At 70.3% G+C, this 16,742-nt stretch carries 16 protein-coding genes; 13 read left to right on the forward strand and 3 right to left on the reverse strand.

Going from position 1 to position 16,742, the window contains the following annotated elements:
• The first annotated feature begins 11 nt into the window (after positions 1-11).
• From KPL78_RS02710 to KPL78_RS02770, 13 genes are all read left to right on the forward strand, one after another.
• Positions 12-716 (forward strand): isochorismatase family protein, encoded by a 705-nt coding sequence (locus tag KPL78_RS02710; RefSeq protein WP_219761232.1) that lies wholly within the window; start codon positions 12-14, stop codon positions 714-716.
• On the forward strand, positions 713-1,708 hold the full coding sequence (locus KPL78_RS02715) for an asparaginase (RefSeq protein WP_219761234.1): 996 nt from the start codon (positions 713-715) through the stop codon (positions 1,706-1,708). Before KPL78_RS02710 ends, KPL78_RS02715 begins: the two co-directional genes overlap by 4 nt.
• 100 nt (positions 1,709-1,808) lie before the next feature.
• The gene (locus KPL78_RS02720) at positions 1,809-2,846 is read left to right on the forward strand and encodes an Ldh family oxidoreductase (protein ID WP_219761236.1); all 1,038 of its coding nucleotides are present in this window, start codon (positions 1,809-1,811) and stop codon (positions 2,844-2,846) included.
• Entirely contained in the window at positions 2,846-3,496 is a 651-nt protein-coding gene (locus tag KPL78_RS02725) for an HD family hydrolase (RefSeq protein WP_219761238.1), read from the forward strand. Before KPL78_RS02720 ends, KPL78_RS02725 begins: the two co-directional genes overlap by 1 nt.
• A 205-nt stretch (positions 3,497-3,701) precedes the next feature.
• A complete protein-coding gene (locus tag KPL78_RS02730) occupies positions 3,702-5,351 on the forward strand; it encodes an MFS transporter (protein ID WP_219761239.1) in 1,650 nt (549 codons plus the stop codon).
• Between the two features lie 91 nt (positions 5,352-5,442).
• The gene (gene fabD, locus KPL78_RS02735) at positions 5,443-6,402 is read left to right on the forward strand and encodes an ACP S-malonyltransferase (RefSeq protein WP_219761242.1); all 960 of its coding nucleotides are present in this window, start codon (positions 5,443-5,445) and stop codon (positions 6,400-6,402) included.
• Complete coding sequence (locus KPL78_RS02740; RefSeq protein WP_219761244.1) at positions 6,399-6,818, forward strand: GNAT family N-acetyltransferase; 420 nt, start codon at positions 6,399-6,401, stop codon at positions 6,816-6,818. Before fabD ends, KPL78_RS02740 begins: the two co-directional genes overlap by 4 nt.
• A 55-nt stretch (positions 6,819-6,873) precedes the next feature.
• Positions 6,874-7,614 carry a 3-oxoacyl-[acyl-carrier-protein] reductase gene (gene fabG / locus KPL78_RS02745; protein WP_219761245.1) on the forward strand — a complete coding sequence of 247 codons (741 nt, stop codon included), beginning with the start codon at positions 6,874-6,876 and terminating at the stop codon, positions 7,612-7,614.
• Positions 7,615-7,717: 103 nt separating this feature from the next.
• Positions 7,718-8,077: a low affinity iron permease family protein gene (locus KPL78_RS02750; protein ID WP_219761247.1), complete on the forward strand. Its 360-nt coding sequence runs from the start codon at positions 7,718-7,720 to the stop codon at positions 8,075-8,077.
• A gap of 491 nt (positions 8,078-8,568) precedes the next feature.
• Positions 8,569-9,912, forward strand: coding sequence for an RtcB family protein (locus tag KPL78_RS02755; protein WP_219761249.1), 1,344 nt, complete (start codon positions 8,569-8,571; stop codon positions 9,910-9,912).
• 144 nt (positions 9,913-10,056) lie between these two features.
• The gene (locus KPL78_RS02760; RefSeq protein WP_219761251.1) at positions 10,057-11,040 is read left to right on the forward strand and encodes an alpha/beta hydrolase; all 984 of its coding nucleotides are present in this window, start codon (positions 10,057-10,059) and stop codon (positions 11,038-11,040) included.
• An 80-nt stretch (positions 11,041-11,120) separates the two neighbouring features.
• Complete coding sequence (locus KPL78_RS02765; protein ID WP_219761253.1) at positions 11,121-12,317, forward strand: molybdopterin-dependent oxidoreductase; 1,197 nt, start codon at positions 11,121-11,123, stop codon at positions 12,315-12,317.
• A complete protein-coding gene (locus KPL78_RS02770; protein ID WP_219761255.1) occupies positions 12,314-12,592 on the forward strand; it encodes a cytochrome c in 279 nt (92 codons plus the stop codon). The genes KPL78_RS02765 and KPL78_RS02770 overlap by 4 nt, the downstream gene beginning before the upstream one ends.
• A 10-nt stretch (positions 12,593-12,602) precedes the next feature.
• Here KPL78_RS02770 and KPL78_RS02775 read toward each other — a convergent pair whose 3' ends face one another.
• The 3 genes from KPL78_RS02775 to KPL78_RS02785 all read right to left on the reverse strand — a co-directional run bounded on the left by KPL78_RS02775 (position 12,603) and on the right by KPL78_RS02785 (position 16,338).
• On the reverse strand, positions 12,603-13,976 hold the full coding sequence (locus KPL78_RS02775; RefSeq protein ID WP_219761257.1) for an alpha/beta hydrolase: 1,374 nt from the start codon (positions 13,974-13,976) through the stop codon (positions 12,603-12,605).
• 119 nt (positions 13,977-14,095) lie between these two features.
• Positions 14,096-15,664, reverse strand: a complete 1,569-nt coding sequence (locus KPL78_RS02780; protein ID WP_219761258.1) for a hypothetical protein — start codon at positions 15,662-15,664, stop codon at positions 14,096-14,098.
• Entirely contained in the window at positions 15,661-16,338 is a 678-nt protein-coding gene (locus KPL78_RS02785; RefSeq protein WP_219761260.1) for a cysteine hydrolase family protein, read from the reverse strand. The genes KPL78_RS02780 and KPL78_RS02785 overlap by 4 nt, the downstream gene beginning before the upstream one ends.
• Positions 16,339-16,742: the final 404 nt, after the last annotated feature.

The following is a 16,742-nucleotide window of genomic DNA, read 5'->3' on the forward strand; positions in this document are numbered from 1 at the left end:
AGACCCTGCGCATGCATCCCCTGTCGATCCCGCCCGAGATCGTGGCGCGGGTGGAGGCGCGCTGCGGCCGCGCCCACCCCTTCGAGGATCTGGACCCGACGCGCACCGCCTTCGTGGTGATCGACATGCAGGTCGGTTTCATGGATCCGGCGATCAGCCATGCCTGTTGCCCGATGGCCGAACGCATCGTCCCCGCCGTCAACCGCCTGGCCGCCGCGTTGCGTGAGGCCGGCGGCGGCGTCTTCTGGATCCAGAACACCCATGATGCGAGCTGCGAGACCGAATGGACGGTCATGCAGCGCATGGTCACGCCGGCCGCGCGCGCGCGCCGCAATGCGGCGATGATGGAAGGCACGCCGGGTCACGCGCTGTGGCCGGCCCTCGATGTGCGGCCGGAGGACGAGACGGTTCTCAAGCGCCGCTTCAGCGCCTTCATCCAGGGTTCCTCCGATCTGGAGCAGCGCCTGCGCGCGCGGGGTTTCGACACGGTGCTCATCGGCGGCACCGTCACGAATGTCTGCTGCGAGAGCAGTGCGCGCGACGCCATGATGCTCGACTTCCGCACCGTCATGGTGGCGGATTGCAACGCGGCGACTAGTGACGCGGAGCACAATGCCTCGCTCGCCGCCTTCTGGAACATCTTCGGGGATGTGATGACTGTGGACCATGTGATCGAAAGACTGCGTCTCGGTGCTGCGGAGAAAGCGGCGGCGTGAGCGCGAAACCGAAGGTCGCCATCGTCGGGACGGGCGGCACCATCTCCTCGGTCGGGCGCGGGCCACTCGACCTGATCGACTATTCCGCGACGGGCCAGGTGCTCGACGTGAACGGCGTCATCGCGCGCGTGCCGGAACTCGCCCTGGTCGCCGAGATCGTGCCCGTGCCCTTCAAGGCGATTGCGTCGACCGCCATGGCCTGGGCGGAGTGGAAGGAACTGGTGCTGATCTGCGACCGTCTTGCCGCGGAACATCCGGATCTGGCCGGCATCGTCGTCACCCATGGCACGGCGTCGTTGGAGGAAACGGCGTATTTCCTGTCCCTGACGCTGAAGATTCCGTTGCCGGTCGTGCTGGTCGGCGCGCAGCGGCCGGCCTCCGCCCTGTCGGGTGACGGTCCGATGAACCTGGTGAACGCGGTGCGCGTCGCGGCCGATCCGCGCGCACGCGGACTCGGCGCGCTGGTGCTGTTGAACGATGAGATCCAGGCGGCACGCGAGGTGACCAAGACCTCGACCCTGCGGCTACAGACCTTCCGCACGGCGGATTTCGGCGTGCTCGGCCAGGCCGATGCGGACGAGATCTGCTGGTATCGAAAGCCGCTGCGACGGCTTGCCCCGGACACCGAGTTCGACGTGCGCGGGCTCGATGCACTGCCGCGTGTCGACATCGCCTATACCTATGCCGGGGCGGATGGCGCGGCGATCGACGCCTTTGTCGCGGCCGGGGCCAAGGGCATCGTCGCGGCGGGATTCGCGCCGTCCTTCGTGACGCCGGCCATGGCGGTGGCGCTGGAAGCGGCGGTCGCCAGCGGTGTGGTGGTGGCGCTGTCCACCCGCGCCGGATCAGGTCGCGCGGCGCGGACGACGCGCGGGCGGAATGCCGGCTTCATCGCGGCCGACAACCTGACACCGCAGAAGGCGCGCATCCTTCTGTCGCTGTCGCTCGCGGCCGGTGTGACAGATCACGAGCGTATCTTCGCGACCTATTGACCAGGCCTCGCGCGGCAGGTGATTCTTGATCGCGCGATGCACGCAGGGCGTGTCTGATGATCACGGTCGCGTCCTGCCCGCGCCTGCCAGGAGGCTTCGTGTGACCCCCTCCGATGCCGTCCTGCCGGCCCCGCAGCTCGAGGCGCTCGCGGCACGGGCGTTGGGGCGCGGCGGCATGCGGTCCGATGATGCGGCGGAGGTGGCACGAATCCTGGTGCTCGCCGATCTGTTCGGCATCCGCACCCATGGCGTCCAGCGCATTCCCGAGTATCTCGCCCGCGTGAAGGCGGGCGGCATTGATCCGCGGGCACGCCCGCGGATCGAACGCGCGGCGGGCGCGCTGATGCGCGTGGACGGTGCGAACGGCATGGGTCCGCTGGTGGCGTCGCGCGCCCTGCATGCGGCGATGCAGGCAGCCCACGGCGCCGGCGTCGCGGCCGCCTTTGTGCGCGGGTCCAATCACCTTGGCGCGATCATGCCCTACTGCTTCATCGCCGCGCGGCACGGCTTCGCCAGCGTCATCGCGTCGAACGCCGCGCCGTCGATCGCGCCGGTCGGCGGTCGCGAGGCGCGACTGGGGAACAACCCGATCGGCATCGGGGTGCCGCGGCCCGGCGGGGAGCCGGTCATCCTCGACATGGCGATGAGCGTCGCGGCACGGGCGAAGATCCGCGCGGCCGCGCGCGCCGGCGCGGCGATCCCGGACGGCTGGGCGACTGATGGGGCAGGGCATCCCACCACCGATCCGGCCGCCGCGATGGGCGGCTTCCTGCTGGCGATGGGCGGGCACAAGGGCTATGGGCTCGCCCTGATGGTGGACATGCTGGCGGGCGTGTTGTCGGGGGCGGGGTTCCTCACCGGCATCGGTGCCTGGGACAAGGACCCGGCGAAGCCGCAGGATCTCGGCCATGTGCTGGTCCTGGTCGACACGACGCGCCTTGGCCTGCCCGAGACGCTCGCCGCGCGCATCGACGCCTTTCGCGCCATCCTGCACGAGACGGAACCGGCGGACCCCGCGCAACGGGTGCGCCTGCCCGGGGAGGCCTCGCTCGCCCGGCATCGCGCGCGCCTGGCGGAAGGCGTGCCCATCGCCGCCGAGGATTTCGCGCGCCTCACCGAGATCGCGGGCAGCGCCTGATGGCCGATCGCGCCTGGGTGCGGCTGCCCTCGGGGCGGCGGCTCGATCTTCTGTCGCCGACGCCCTTCGACTGGACGGATACGGATCTCGCCACGGGCCTTGCGCGCACCTTCCGCTGGGGCGGGCATTCCGCCTGGCCGGAGCCGCTGTCGGTCGCGCAGCATTCCCTGACGGTGCTGGCCCTGCGCCGCAGCCGCACGCGGAATCGCCTGACGCCGGCGCAGGAGCTGCGCGAATTGCTGCATGACGCGGATGAGGGGTTGATCAACTTTGACTGCATCTCGCCCCTGAAGCCGTTTCTCGGGCCAGGCTTCGCCGAGCTGCAGGCGCGGCTGCTCGCGGTGATTGCCACACGCTACCGCCTGCCGGCCTGGACCAGCGAGGAGAAGCGCGCCCACAAATCCGTCGACATCGCCGTGGCGGCGGGCGAGGCGGTGCACGTGGTCGGCTGGACGGCGCAGGAGGTGCGCGAGACGCTCGGGATCCGTGCCGCCCCCATGGCAGGCGATCCGCTTGCGGTGCGCTACGGTGATCCGCCCTGGCGGCCCTGGGCGCCCGATGTCGCGGCGGCCCGATTTTTCGAGGAACTCCAGGCCTTGCAGGCCCGGGCCGAGAAAGGGGGGCTTCCTCCGGGGGCCGCCGCGCCCTAGGTCTGACGGTGTCCGGATGCCTCGCGCCGGCGCGATGCGGAACCGGCGCCGGAGCCCGGCCCCGTACGCGCTGCGCGCCGGGATGCGGCAGATTGCCCGCTGCGCCCGGCGTCGAAAGGCGGCATTCGGGTGGCACTGCGCGTTGCGCGGGGAGGTTCGACGGGGCAGGGCCTCGTGCGCCGCCCCCCCTTGAGACAGGACGCCGATGCGACTGCCGAGCTCACTGACGCCTCTACGCCACCATGCCTTCGCCTGGCTGTGGTTCGGCAATGCCATCTCGGCCATCGGCACCTGGATCCAGTCGACGGCGAGCGCCTGGGTCATGACGATGCTCGCGCCGGACCCGCTGATGGTCAGCCTGATCCTCGCTGCCGCACAGCTTCCGATCCTGGTCCTGGCCTTGCCGGCCGGGGCGCTGGCGGACCGGCTGGACCGCAAGCGGCTGCTGGTCTGGAGCAACCTCGCGATGCTCGCCGCGTCCGGGCTGCTGGCGGCGCTGCAGCTTCTTGGCCTGGTCGATGCCTGGTTGCTGCTGCTGCTGACGGCGCTGCTCGCCTGCTTCACGGCGCTGAACAGCCCGGCCTGGTCGTCCTCGGTGCCGCTGCTGGTGCCCCGCGCCGAACTGCCGCAGGCGCTGGTGCTGAATTCCGTGGGATTCAACCTGGCGCGGGCCGTGGGTCCGGCGCTGGGCGGGGTCATCGTCGCGGGGGGCGGCGCGGCGGTCGCCTTCGGGGCGAATGCGCTGTCCTTCGCCATCGTCGCGGTCATCATCGGCGGGCTGCTGGTCTTTCCGGCCTCCACGCGCCCGGCCGACCTGCCGCCGGAACCGCTGGTGCAGGCGATGCGGCTCGGCCTGCGCTATGCCGCCTACGAGCCCAGCCTGCGCGCCGCGCTGTTCCGCTCGGCGGCCTTCTTCGGCTGCGCCAGCGCGGTCTGGGCGCTGCTGCCGCTCTATGTGCACAACGTGCTGGGCCTCGCGGCGACGAGCTTCGGCCTGCTGCTGGCCTCGATGGGGGCGGGGGCGGTGGTGGGCGGGCTCGTCATGCCCCGGCTGCGCGAACGCTATACGCCGGACACGCTGGTGATGCTCGCCGGGGTCGTGAATGCGGCGGCGCTGATCCCGATCGCGGTGATGCCCGGCCTGACGGTCGCGGCCATCGCGATGTTCGTCTTCGGCATGGGGTGGATCGCGGCGGCGGCCAGCCTGCAATCAACGGTGCAGCTCGCCTGCGCGCCCTGGGTGCAGGCGCGCGGCCTGGCCATCTACCAGGCGGTCTACAATGGCGGCATGGGCTTCGGGGCGATCGGCTGGGGCTGGCTCGGCATGCATGCCGGGGTGAAGGGGGCGCTGCTGGCGGCGGGGCTGGGCGGCATTGTCATCGCGGTGCTGGCGCGGTCCCAGCAACTGCCCTCCGAGGTGCCCGATCCCGCCGCCGCGCCCCAGCACAGCCTGCCCGAATTCGCGGTCGGTGCCGGCCTGATGGAGGTCCTGCGCACCGACGCGCATCCGGTGCTGGTCAGCGTCGCCTATGTGGTGGGCGAATCCGATATCGCGGCCTTTCGCCGGGCGATGCAGGGGTTGCGCCAATCCCGGCACCGCGACGGGGCGACCGACTGGACGCTGGTCCGCGACATCGGGCGCCCGGAGATCTGGGTCGAGGCCTTCCGCCTGCCCGACTGGAGCGAACTCCGCCGCGCCGCGCTGCGCTTCAACGCCCTGGATGACGCCATGATGCAGGCGGCGCTGGCCTTCCATCGGGGCGACTCGGCACCCGAGATGCGCATCTTCCTGGCCGTCTATGGCACCGGATCGGGCCACGGACATCATTGGCATCCCGGCATGTTCCGCGGGTAGGAACCATCGCCGCTTGTTGACAATGGCGTGTCGGACCCGCAATGCGCGCGATCGTTCGACCATCGCCTGCACGACACGGAAACGCATTCACATGGCAACCGCCTTCGTCTTCCCCGGCCAGGGCAGCCAGGCCGTCGGCATGGGCCGCGACCTGGCCGAGGCCTTCCCCGCCGCCCGCCACGTCTTCCAGGAAGTGGACGACGCGCTGTCCCAGAAGCTGTCCACGCTGATGTGGGAAGGGCCGCATGAGGAGCTGACGCTCACCGCCAACACCCAGCCGGCGCTGATGGCCCATTCGCTCGCGGTGGTGCGCGCGCTGGAGTCCGAGGGCGGCTTCGTGCTGGCGGAGAAGGTCGTGCTGGTCGCGGGGCATTCGCTCGGCGAATACAGCGCCCTGACCGCGGCCGGCGCCTTCGACATCGCCACCGCCGCGCGCCTGCTGCGTCTGCGCGGCGAGGCGATGCAGAAGGCGACCCCGCCCGGGACGGGCGCCATGGCCGCGCTGCTCGGCGCGGAGCTCGACCAGGCGAAGGCGATCTGCGCCAAGGCCGCGCCCGACCCCGAGACCGGCAAGGCCGAGGTGGTCGAGGCCGCCAACGACAATGGCGGCGGCCAGGTCGTGATCTCCGGCGCCAAGGCCGCGGTCGAGCGCGCCATCGAGATCGCCAAGGCCGAGGGCGTGAAGCGCGCGATGCTGCTGCCAGTCTCCGCTCCCTTCCACTGCGCGCTGATGGCGCCCGCAGCCGATGCGATGGCCGAGGCGCTGGCCAAGGCGGACCTCCGCGCGCCTCTGGTGCCGGTGGTGGCGAACGTCACCGCCGCCAAGGCAACCGACCCGACCGAGATCCGCGACCTGCTGGTGCGACAGGTGACCGGCACGGTTCGCTGGCGTGAATGCGTCGCCGCCATGGCCGCGATGGGCTGCGACAGCTTCGTCGAGCTCGGCGCGGGCAAGGTGCTGACCGGGCTGATGAAGCGCAACGCCCCCGAGGCACGCGCGCAGGCGATCGGCACGCCGGCCGATGTCGAAGCCTTCCTGAAGGCCCTGTGACGCATATCGAGCGCATCGCGGCGCCGGAGGCGGCGGATGAGGCGGCGATCATGGCCGTCCTCGCCGACGCCAATGCCGCTGCCGGCTGGCCGCATGTGCGCGAAGCGGTGCTGCTCACCATCCGCGATGCCGAGGGCGGCGTCGCGGGCGGGCTGATCGGGCGCATCTCGTGGCGGTGGCTCTATGTGATGACCCTGGCGGTTGCCCCCGCGCTGCGCGGGCAGGGCTGGGGCCAGCGCCTGCTGCAGCAGGCCGAGGCCGCGGCGCGCGGGCAGGGCTGCATCGGGGCGCGGCTCGACACCTATTCCTTCCAGGCGCGGGGCTTCTACGAGAAGCAGGGCTACCGCGTCACCGGCACCCTCGAGGACTGCCCGCCGGGCCATGCGCGCTACAGCATGGCCAAGCGCTTCCACTGACCCTTTCGCAGAGACAGCCAGACGTCCGTCGCGGGCGTCGCCAGGAGACCGAGACATGTTCGATCTGACCGGCAAGACCGCCCTCGTCACCGGCGCCACGGGCGGCATCGGCGAGGCCATCGCGACCGCGCTGCACAAGCAGGGCGCGACTGTCGCGATCACCGGCCGGCGCGAGGCGGAACTCGCCCGCGTGGCCGAAGCCCTGGGCGGGGCGCGCGTGATCGTCGCGCCGGCCGACCTGACCGACCCGGCCGCGCCTGCCGCGCTGGTCGAGAAGATCGAGACCGAGGCCGGCGGCCTCGACATCCTGGTGAACAATGCCGGCTTCACGCGGGACATGCTGGCGCTGCGCATGGGCGATGCCGACTGGAACGCGGTGCTGGAGGTCGACCTGACCGCGCCCTTCCGCCTCGCGCGCGCCGCGCTGCGTGGGATGATGAAGAAGCGGTCGGGGCGGATCATCTCCATCGCGTCCATCGTCGGCGTGACGGGCAATGCGGGGCAGGCGAACTATTCGGCGGCCAAGGCCGGGTTGATCGGCATGTCGAAGTCGCTGGCGCAGGAAGTGGCGACGCGCGGCGTGACGGTGAACGTCGTCGCCCCGGGCTTCGTGAAGACGGCGATGACCGATGTGCTGGGGGAGGCGCAGAAGACCGCGCTGCTGTCGCGCATTCCGACGCAGCGGATGGGCACGCCGGAGGATATCGCGGCCGCGGTGGTATTCCTGGCCAGCCCCGAGGCCGGATGGATCACCGGCCAGACCATTCATGTGAATGGCGGGATGGCGATGATCTGAGGCGCCACGCCGCGGGCGTGACGCATTCGTCACGCAACCGCGGCGCCGCCCGGGTGTTCCCGATCTGCCGCGCCCCTGTGCGCGGCGTGACCGGAGACACCCCATGTCCAAGATCTTCGAGGCCGTGGCGCAATGGGCGGGTCGTCAGGCCGGCCGCGCCTCGACCTTCCTCGCCGCCCTGGCGCTGATCCTGCTGTGGGGGGTGTCGGGGCCGTTCTTCGGCTTCTCCGACACCTGGCAGCTCGTCATCAACACGGGCACGACGATCATCACCTTCCTGATGGTGTTCCTGATGCAGAACACCCAGAACCGCGACACCCGCGCGCTGCAACTGAAGCTCGACGAGCTGATCCGCGCCACCAAAGGCGCGCAGGACCAGATGATCTCGCTCGAGGACAGCACCGAGGAGCAGCTAGACGTGCTGAAGCGGCGCTTCGACACGCTGCGGGATGCGGCGGGCTGAGGCGCGCGGCGTCCCGATGAGTCGGATGTTAACGCCTGGAAGCATCGACTGAGCGCCGTGCACCACGCGCGCCTCGGTATTGCGAAAGAGCTTCCCCGCTCAGCGCCAAGTATTGGTTTCCGAAGGCCCTGTGGCCTTTGGTGGGGAGGCTTGGAGGGGCAAGGCCCCTCCAACTCCGCAGCCGAAGCAAGCGGCAGCCCGGCACGGCATCGCGCGCTTTTCCGCTTGCATCGCGGCAACGGCTTCGCGTATCCGCACCGCCCTCGGCGGAAATTCCTTCGCCGAGATATCGTGTGTCACCCATGTCGCCGATCGCGCTTCGCATCGTCGTCGCCAGCAATACGGACGGGTTTATGCCCGGACGGTCGCTGCGGCTGCGCGCGTGCCTGACCGGCCCAGCGAAGCGGCAACCCGTCCTCGCCTGACACACCGCGGCGCCTGTCGCGCCGCTTCTCTCTCTCCCAAGACTACGCACAATCTGGAGTACTCCCATGCGTCGCTCCGACCCGCTGGAAGCGCCCGCGCGCGAACTGGCCATGGCGGCTGGTCTCGACCCCGAGGCGCGCATTCCCAACCCCGACAAGCCCGGCAAGACCATGCCGGTCTGGACGCAGTTCCGCGACGCCGCGCGCGATGCACGGCGCGACGCGGCCCGCGCGCGCGAGGCCGAGATCATGGCGTCGCAGCCGGAGACCTATCGCGATGCGCCACTGACCGTCTTCGGCGCGCATGAGTCGGGCACGGTCGACCAGATGCGCAACTGCCTGCGTGTGGGCAACACGGTCGCCGCGACGCTGTGTGCGGATGGGCATCTCGGCTATGCGCAGCCTGTCGGCGGCGTGATCGCCTATGAGGGCCAGGTCAGCATCTCCGGCGTCGGCTTCGACATCGGCTGCGGCAACCTCGCGGTGCGGCTCGACATGCCCGCCGCGCGGATCCGCGACGATGTGCCGGATATCCTGACGGGCATTCGCCGCACCATCTCCTTCGGCATCGGCCGCGCCAACGCCGCGCGCGTCGAGCACGAGGTGCTGGACGACGACGAGGCCTGGCATGCCTCCGGCATGGGCGACTACCGGCAGAAGGCGGCCGCGCAGCTCGGCACGGTGGGTTCGGGCAACCACTATGTGGACCTGTTCGAGGACGAGGCCGGGCTGGTGTGGATCGGCGTGCATTTCGGGTCGCGCGGGCTGGGGCACACCAGCGCCACGCGATACCTGAAGGCCGCCGGCGGGCGGGACGGCATGCATGTGCCGCCGACCGTGGTCGATGAGGCCTCCGAACTCGGCCAGCGCTACCTGGCCGCGATGGAACTCGCCGGCCGCTATGCCTATGCCGGGCGCGAATGGGTGGTGGAGCGCGTGCGCGCGATCGTGGGCGGTGCCGTCACCGACAGCGTGCACAACCACCACAACTATGCCTGGAAGGAACGGCACGGCGATCGCGACCTCTGGGTCGTCCGCAAGGGCGCGACGCCGGCCTTCCCCGGCCAGCGCGGCTTCGTCGGCGGGTCGATGGGTGACGACGCGGTGATCCTGGAAGGGCTGGAGAGCGACGCGTCGCGTGCCGCGCTCTACTCCACCATCCATGGCGCCGGGCGCGTGACCAGCCGCAAGGAGGCGCATCGCCGCTTCACCCGCGACCAGATGCACGACTGGCTGCGGGAACGCGGCGTGCAGCTCTCGGGCGGCGACGTGGATGAGAGCCCGATGGCCTATCGCCGCCTGCCGGAAGTGCTGGCGGCGCAGGGCGACACGGTCCGTGTGCTGCATCGGCTGCGCCCCTTCGCCGTGGCGATGGCCGGCGCGGGCGAGTTCGATCCCTTCAAGGATTGAGAGCCTGTCCCAGAAGTCGCCTGGCGGCGACTTCTGGAGTCTGGCGCCGGACCTTCAGGACAAGCCCTCAGCCGGCCGGGGCGGGGTGTGCAACCCCGCCCCGGTGCCGCTAGCCTCCGCGGCGAGGAACCGCCAGGAGATGTCATGACCACTGCCAGCGCCCCGATCTCGCTTGCCCGTTGGGGCAGCTTCCATGTCGGCGGGCGCGAGGTGCGCGTCGAAGGCGCGCCGGTGCGGGAGGTGCTCTACACCCCCGGCAGCGCGCCGGCGCGGCTCGATCCCAACGGCACCTATCTCGTCGGCGGCATGTATGCGCAGTTCATGGTGCCGGAGCCGCGGCGCGGGGCGGTGCCGCTGATGCTCTGGCATGGCGGCGGGCTGACCGGCGCGTGCTGGGAGACCACGCCGGACGGCCGCGAGGGCTGGCAGCATTTCTTCCTCCGGCAGGGCTGGGAGGTGGTTGTCAGCGATGCCGTCGAACGCGGCCGCGCCGGCTGGACGCGCATCCCGGAGGAGACCGGCGGCGTCCCGGTCGTCGGGCCGCTGGAAAACCCCTGGCTGCGCTTCCGCATCGGCCCCGGCACGCCGCAGGAAGGGCACGTCTATCCGGGCCAGCAATTCCCCTCCGATCCGGAATCCTGGCGCGCCTTCATCCGGCAGAACGTGCCGCGCTTCACCACCACGGATGACCTGATCCTCGCGGCCTATGGTGCGCTGCTCGATCGCATCGGTCCCTCGGTGGTGGTGGCGCACAGCCAGGGCGGCTTCTTCGGCTGGCGCGCGGCGCAGGAATGGCCGGACAAGGTGCGCGCGCTGGTGCTGGTGGAACCGGCCTCGGTCGGGCTGGCGGAGAAGGTCGCAGCCCTGCGCGGCATCCCGGTGCTGATGATCTTCGGCGACTACATCGCCGACGATGCGCGCTGGCCGACCATCCGCGCCCATGGTGTCGCCTTCGCGGACGCGGTGCGCGCCGCCGGCGGCAGCGTCGATGTCGTGGACCTGCCCGAGCACGGCATCGTCGGCAACAGCCACATGATCATGATGGACCGCAACAGCGACCAGGTGGCGGCGCTGGTGCAGGACTGGCTGGCGGCGAAGGGGCTGTGGCAGGGCGACGCCGCCGGATAATTCCGTGGCGGTCCGGCCGCGCGACGGCGTAGGCTCCGCCTTGCCCGCGAGGGCCAAGAAGGATGCAAGGAGGAACGGCGATGCGGAGGCGGGAGATTCTCGCCGGCGCGACGCTTCTGGTCGCGGCGCGTCCGGCACTGGCGCAGTTCGACCCCCGATTGCCCGCAGGCACGCGCGAGATCGCGCGCATGGGTGCGCTGCCCGGCAAGCGACAGCTCATCGAGCTCACCGACCGACCACCGAATTTCGAGACGCCGCTCGATGCGTTTCGCACCCCGATCACGCCGAATGACCGCTTCTTCGTCCGCTATCACCTCGCCCTGATCCCCGAGATGGATGAACTGCGCGACTGGCGTGTCGCGATCGGCGGGCCGGGGGCGGAGCGTTCGGTGACGCTGAGCCTCGCCGATCTGCAACGGATCGCCCCGCCGGTCACGGTGACGGCGGTCTGCCAGTGCTCGGGCAATCGCCGCGGCCTGTTCCAGCCGCATGTGCCGGGCGTCGAATGGGGCATCGGGGCGATGGGCAATGCGCGCTGGACTGGCGTGCGGCTGCGCGATGTCCTCGCACGGGCGGGCGTGAAGTCCGACACCATCGAGGTCGCCTTCGACGGGGCCGACGGCCCGATCGTGCCCGAGACGCCCGACTTCGTGAAATCCATCCCGCTGGCGAGGGCGATTCATTCCGACACGCTGCTCGCCTGGGAGATGAACGGCCAGCCTTTGCCGCATTTCAACGGCTTCCCGCTGCGCGTTGTGGTGCCCGGCTGGACTGCGACCTACTGGATGAAGCACGTCAACCGGATCGAGCTGCGCACGGCCCCGGAAGAGAATTTCTGGATGAAGGCCGCCTATCGCGTGCCGCGCGGGCTCTTCCCCACCGACATGGATTTCCCGACCCAGATGACCCAGGCGAATGAGCCGATCACGCAGATCATGGTGAATTCGCTGGTGACGAACCTGCAGGACGGCGTGCGCGTGCCCGTCGGCGGCTTCGACATCGAGGGCATCGCCTGGGATGGCGGCCATGGCATCCGCAGCGTCGAGGTCTCGACCGATCGCGGCGAGACCTGGCAGCGGGCGCGGCTCGGCCAGGATCTTGGCGTCTACGCCTTCCGTCCCTGGACGATGCGGGTGCAGCCCGGCCGGGCTGGTCCGGTGCAGGCGATGGTGCGCGCGACCAGCAATGCCGGCCAGGTGCAGGCCGCTCGGCTGGTCCCGAACCCGGCCGGCTACCACCACAACGTCATCCAGACGCTGGAGGTGATCGCGTCATGAGGAGCATCGTCATCGCCGGCGCACTGGCCGCGCCGCTGCTCTCCGCCATGGCCGCGGAACCCGAGTTGCGCCCCGGCCCGGGGCGGGAGCAGGTCCAGGCCAATTGCGGTGCCTGCCACACCCTGGCCTACATCCCGATGAACTCGCCCTTCCTGAACGAGGCGCAGTGGACCGCCGAGGTCAACAAGATGGTCGGCGTCTTCCACGCCCCGGTCCCGCGCGAGGACATCCCGGCCATCATCGCCTACCTCACCGCGCAATACGGGCCGCGGTGAGGCGCGGAGGTCAGCCCGGCAGGCGGGACCGGAACCAGGTCAGCAGGTCGGGCTGGCCGCTGGTCTCCGCCCCGTTGCCGTAGAGGCTCGCGAGGAAGGTGATGCGATGGGTGCCGCGGGGCACGGCGGCGCCGTCGATCCGCGCCCCACCTGCGGCGAGGGGCTGCTGCGCGAGGACGGGATGGATCGCCTCGTCGGCCAGCCCGTAGAAGAAGCGCATCGGTGCGGCGTAGTCCCAGAAGGTCGCTCGGTTCGCCGCGAGCTGGCGCAGGAAGCGGCTGACGACATCGGCGGTGAAGCCCTGGAAGAGCCCCTCCGTCAGCAATTCGGTCGTCTTCGGGAAGTGCTGCGCGGGGTCGAAGTCGAGGCCCTCATCAGGCCAGAACTTCAGCGCCATCTCGTGATATTCGGGGCGCACCGCCGCCTCGATCAGCCCATCGAGGCCGTAATAGGTCTGGTAGCTGCCGAGCACGATAATCATCCCGAGCGACACCCAATCCGGCACGGCCGGATAGGCCGCCGCGGTCGGCGCCGGATAGGTCAGCCCACCCGCCCACCAGCGGAACGTCTCGTTCAGGTCGTTGAACGGGCTGGCGGCGGCGGCGGCGCGCGCCGGGCGCCCGCCATCCTGCAGCGCCTGCGCCAGCCATTGCGTGTTGATCGCGCCCTGCGACCAGCCATGGAGAAACAGCGGCCCGGGCTCGAGTCCCAGGCTTCGCATCCCGGCGATGCCGGCATCGAGCATGTCGAGGCAACAGCGCGTCGTCGCCTCCTTAACGACATAGGCCTCGGGGCGGCCGTCACGGAACGGGCCCTTGCCGATGTAGTCCGCGCCGATCACCGCGAAGCCATTCGCGGCCAGGCGCTGGACCATGAACAGCGTCTCGGCGGAATCGGTGCCCTCGCGCATGACGTAGTCGTCCTCGGCGATGCGCGTGAGGTTCGAGGGGACGGAGTCCGCGCCGAAGATCGTGCCGTGCTGCCAGGACACGACCGGGATGCGGCCCGTCGCCCCGGCAGGGATGGCGAGCAGGCCGCTGATCGTCACGCGCTCTCCGGTGCCGGGCAATTCGGTGGTGGTGATGATGCGGCTGAGCCGCACATCGGACCCGGCGCCCTGCATCGCCGGATCGAAGGCACGCAGCACATCGCCCGTGTTGAAGGTCGCGTGCCAAGTGGCGACGAGGTTGTCCAACCGCATCCGCGTCACCGTCACGGCGTTGTCGAGCGTCATGCGGCGTTCGGCCGGCGACGCGGCCTGCGCGACGGACGGGCGCGGCAGGGAGCCGATGGTCAGCGGCGCCGCGCCGGCGGCGAGCCCGACGCCACGCAGCAGCGAACGGCGGGCGAGGCCCGCCCCGGCGGGAGGCATCGGCAAGGTCATGGGCGCGGTCTCCGGAAGGCTGCCAGCGCCACCGAACCGTGGCGCGATCAGGTCACCAGATACTCGCGCAGGCTTGTCGCAAGGTTGATTGACATCATGGGGAGCGGCCGCTTCGCATTCTATTCTGCCGCCGCGGGCTTCGGAGCGAGCCCGGCCGTGAGCACCGGCCAGCGCGCGCAGGCGAACAGGAAGGCCGCCATCATCGCATAGGCCAGTGCCACCGCCGGCGTGACCGCGAAGCCGACCGCCGGCCCGTGCATGAAGCCGAAAAAGGTCAGCACCGCGCCGGCGCCGGCGAAGGATGCCGCGTTGACCCATTCGCGCTCGATGACGAAGGCGGCGATGGCCGCGAGGATCAGGCCGGACAGGATCGACCCTTCGCCCAGCACCTCGAGCCCCGGATACAACACGCCGAGCGTCGCCAGCTTGTCGATCCCGACCGTCGCCGCATTGGTCCCGGCCGCACCCAGCGCCCCGTCGATCAGCGTCTTCGCCCAGGCAGCGAGGTGCGGCACCAGCCCCAGCACCACGGCGGGCGCATGCGATTTCGGCGTCTCCTGGAAGGCCTGCGCGCCGATCAGCATGCCGATGTAGAGCAGGATCGGCGAGATCGCGACGACCGGGATCAGGTCCAGCAGCAGCGAGACGATGCCGAGCCAGGTGACCACCAGCACCGCAAGCCCGGTGGCGGCCGAATATCCGATGCGCCCGCCCATCGCCTTCCAGCCCGGGTGGCCGATATAGACCGCATTGATGAAGGGGTTGCCCATGATGCAGCCGATCAGGCTGACCACGCCGTCGGCCGTCAGCACGCGGGTGGTGGGGAAGGGATCGCCCGCCACCTCGGCGCTCTCCACATTGTCCATCGCCTCGACCAGGTCGTAGATGCCGAAGGGGATGGCGGTGACCAGGATGATGCCGATGTATTCGAAGCCGCCGAAGACATGGCTGAGCGAGGGCACCGGCACCGAGAAGCCGATATTCGCGAGCCCGCTGAACAGTGCATCGACACTGCGCCCGCCGGTTCCGAGGCCGAACAGCGCCGCGAGCCAGCCCACCGCCATGCCGAAGGCGATCGCGACCAGCCCCGCCGGCGTGCCGCGCGGGTAGCGCAGCCCGCCGAACCAGGACGCCAGCACGATGGCGAAGCAGGCGAGGCCGATTGCCGGCGTCATGAACATCTCGAGTGCGGGGCGCATCGAGATGAAGGTGATCGACACACCCGCCAGCGTGCCGAGCAGGGCCGCCCGCGGCGTGATGCGCCGGATGTAGGGGGCGACGAAGCCACCGGCCATCAGGATGAAGGACTGGATGAAGACCCAGGTGAGCCCGGCCTCCCAACCCTTGATCGGGTTGCCGGTACGTTGCGCGATGGGCAGCATGATGACCAGCACCACAACGAACATGTGCGGCACCGAGATGCCGGAGGGCAGGGCGCAGACATCATCCCGCCCGGTCCGCGCCGCAAGCCGGTAGGCGAGGAAGGCGTAGTACCAGGTCGACAGCGCCATCATCAGCCCGGCGGCGGGCAGGATGCGGCCGAAGACGATATCGGGCGGCAGTTGCAGCACGAAGCGCAGCAGCCCCGTCAGCACCAGCAGGTTCACCAGGATGTTCGTGCCGAAGCCGAACAGCGCGTTCCAGTCGCCCGGCGTCCAGAGCGCGGGCTTCGCGGTGGTGGTGGTCATGCCCTGTCTCCCTGCAGCGATGCGGCGAAGGCCGCGGTGTCGGTGACCCAGCCGAAGATCCCGCCCTGCGCGCTGACCATGCGCAGCGCCATGGCGTGGAATTCCGGGAAGTAGGAGGCGCAGGCATCGCCGAGCACGGCGCAGCGGAAGCCGCGGTCATTGGCCTCGCGCACCGTGGTGTGGACGCAGACCTCGGTGGTGACGCCGGCGACCAGCAGCGCCTCGATGTCGCGATGGCGCAGCATGGGTTCGAGCTCGGTGGCGTAGAAGGCGCCCTTGCCCGGCTTGTCGATCACCGGCTCGCCGGGCAGCGGGGTGAGTTCCGCGACGATGTCGTGCCCCGGTTCGCCGCGCACCAGGATGCGGCCCATCGGCCCGGGATCGCCGATGCGCTTCGAGGGTGCCCCGCGCAGCACCTTGGCCGGCGGCGCGTCGGAGAGGTCGGGCCGGTGGCCTTCCCGGGTGTGGATGACCAGCATGCCGTTGGCGCGCGCGGCGTCCAGCGCGACCTTGCACGGGCCGATGGCGGCGGCGAGCAGCGAGACGCCATTGCCCAGCGTCTCGCCGAAGCCGCCGGGTTCCAGGAAGTCCCGCTGCATGTCGATGACGATCAGCGCCGTGCGCGCGGGATCGAACTCGAAATCCGAGGGTTCGGCGGGAATGGCGATCGGCATGGGGCACGCCCTCGCAATGGGATGCGCTGCACCATGCAAGGGGCGTGCAAACTGTATGCGAGGCTGTATGCAATGGCTTGCCGCGAGGGTGTTGCCGCGGTGGGATGCAACTTCGTGCCGTGCTGCCTCAATTCATGGCGTGGGGCAGGGCGTAGCCGCTCCCAGGTCGCGCCATGGCGATCCCTGAGCTTACGGACGCTGGACGGGCCTGGGGCCCCTTCAAGCCACCCCAACACGAATACCCATTCACCTTGCTCCGGCATGCGAAGGGGAGCCCGCATCGACCGAAGGGCGTTTGGAAAACCTCAACCGGCGCTGGGTGCCACTGGCCTGATGGATGTCTCCCGTCGCGGATTTCGCGGTGCGGGCAGCGGCCCCTGGGTCAGGCCACGGTCCGGCGTCGG

The sequence above is a fragment of the Roseomonas alba genome, from assembly GCF_019430885.1.
GTDB lineage: Bacteria > Pseudomonadota > Alphaproteobacteria > Acetobacterales > Acetobacteraceae > Neoroseomonas > Neoroseomonas alba.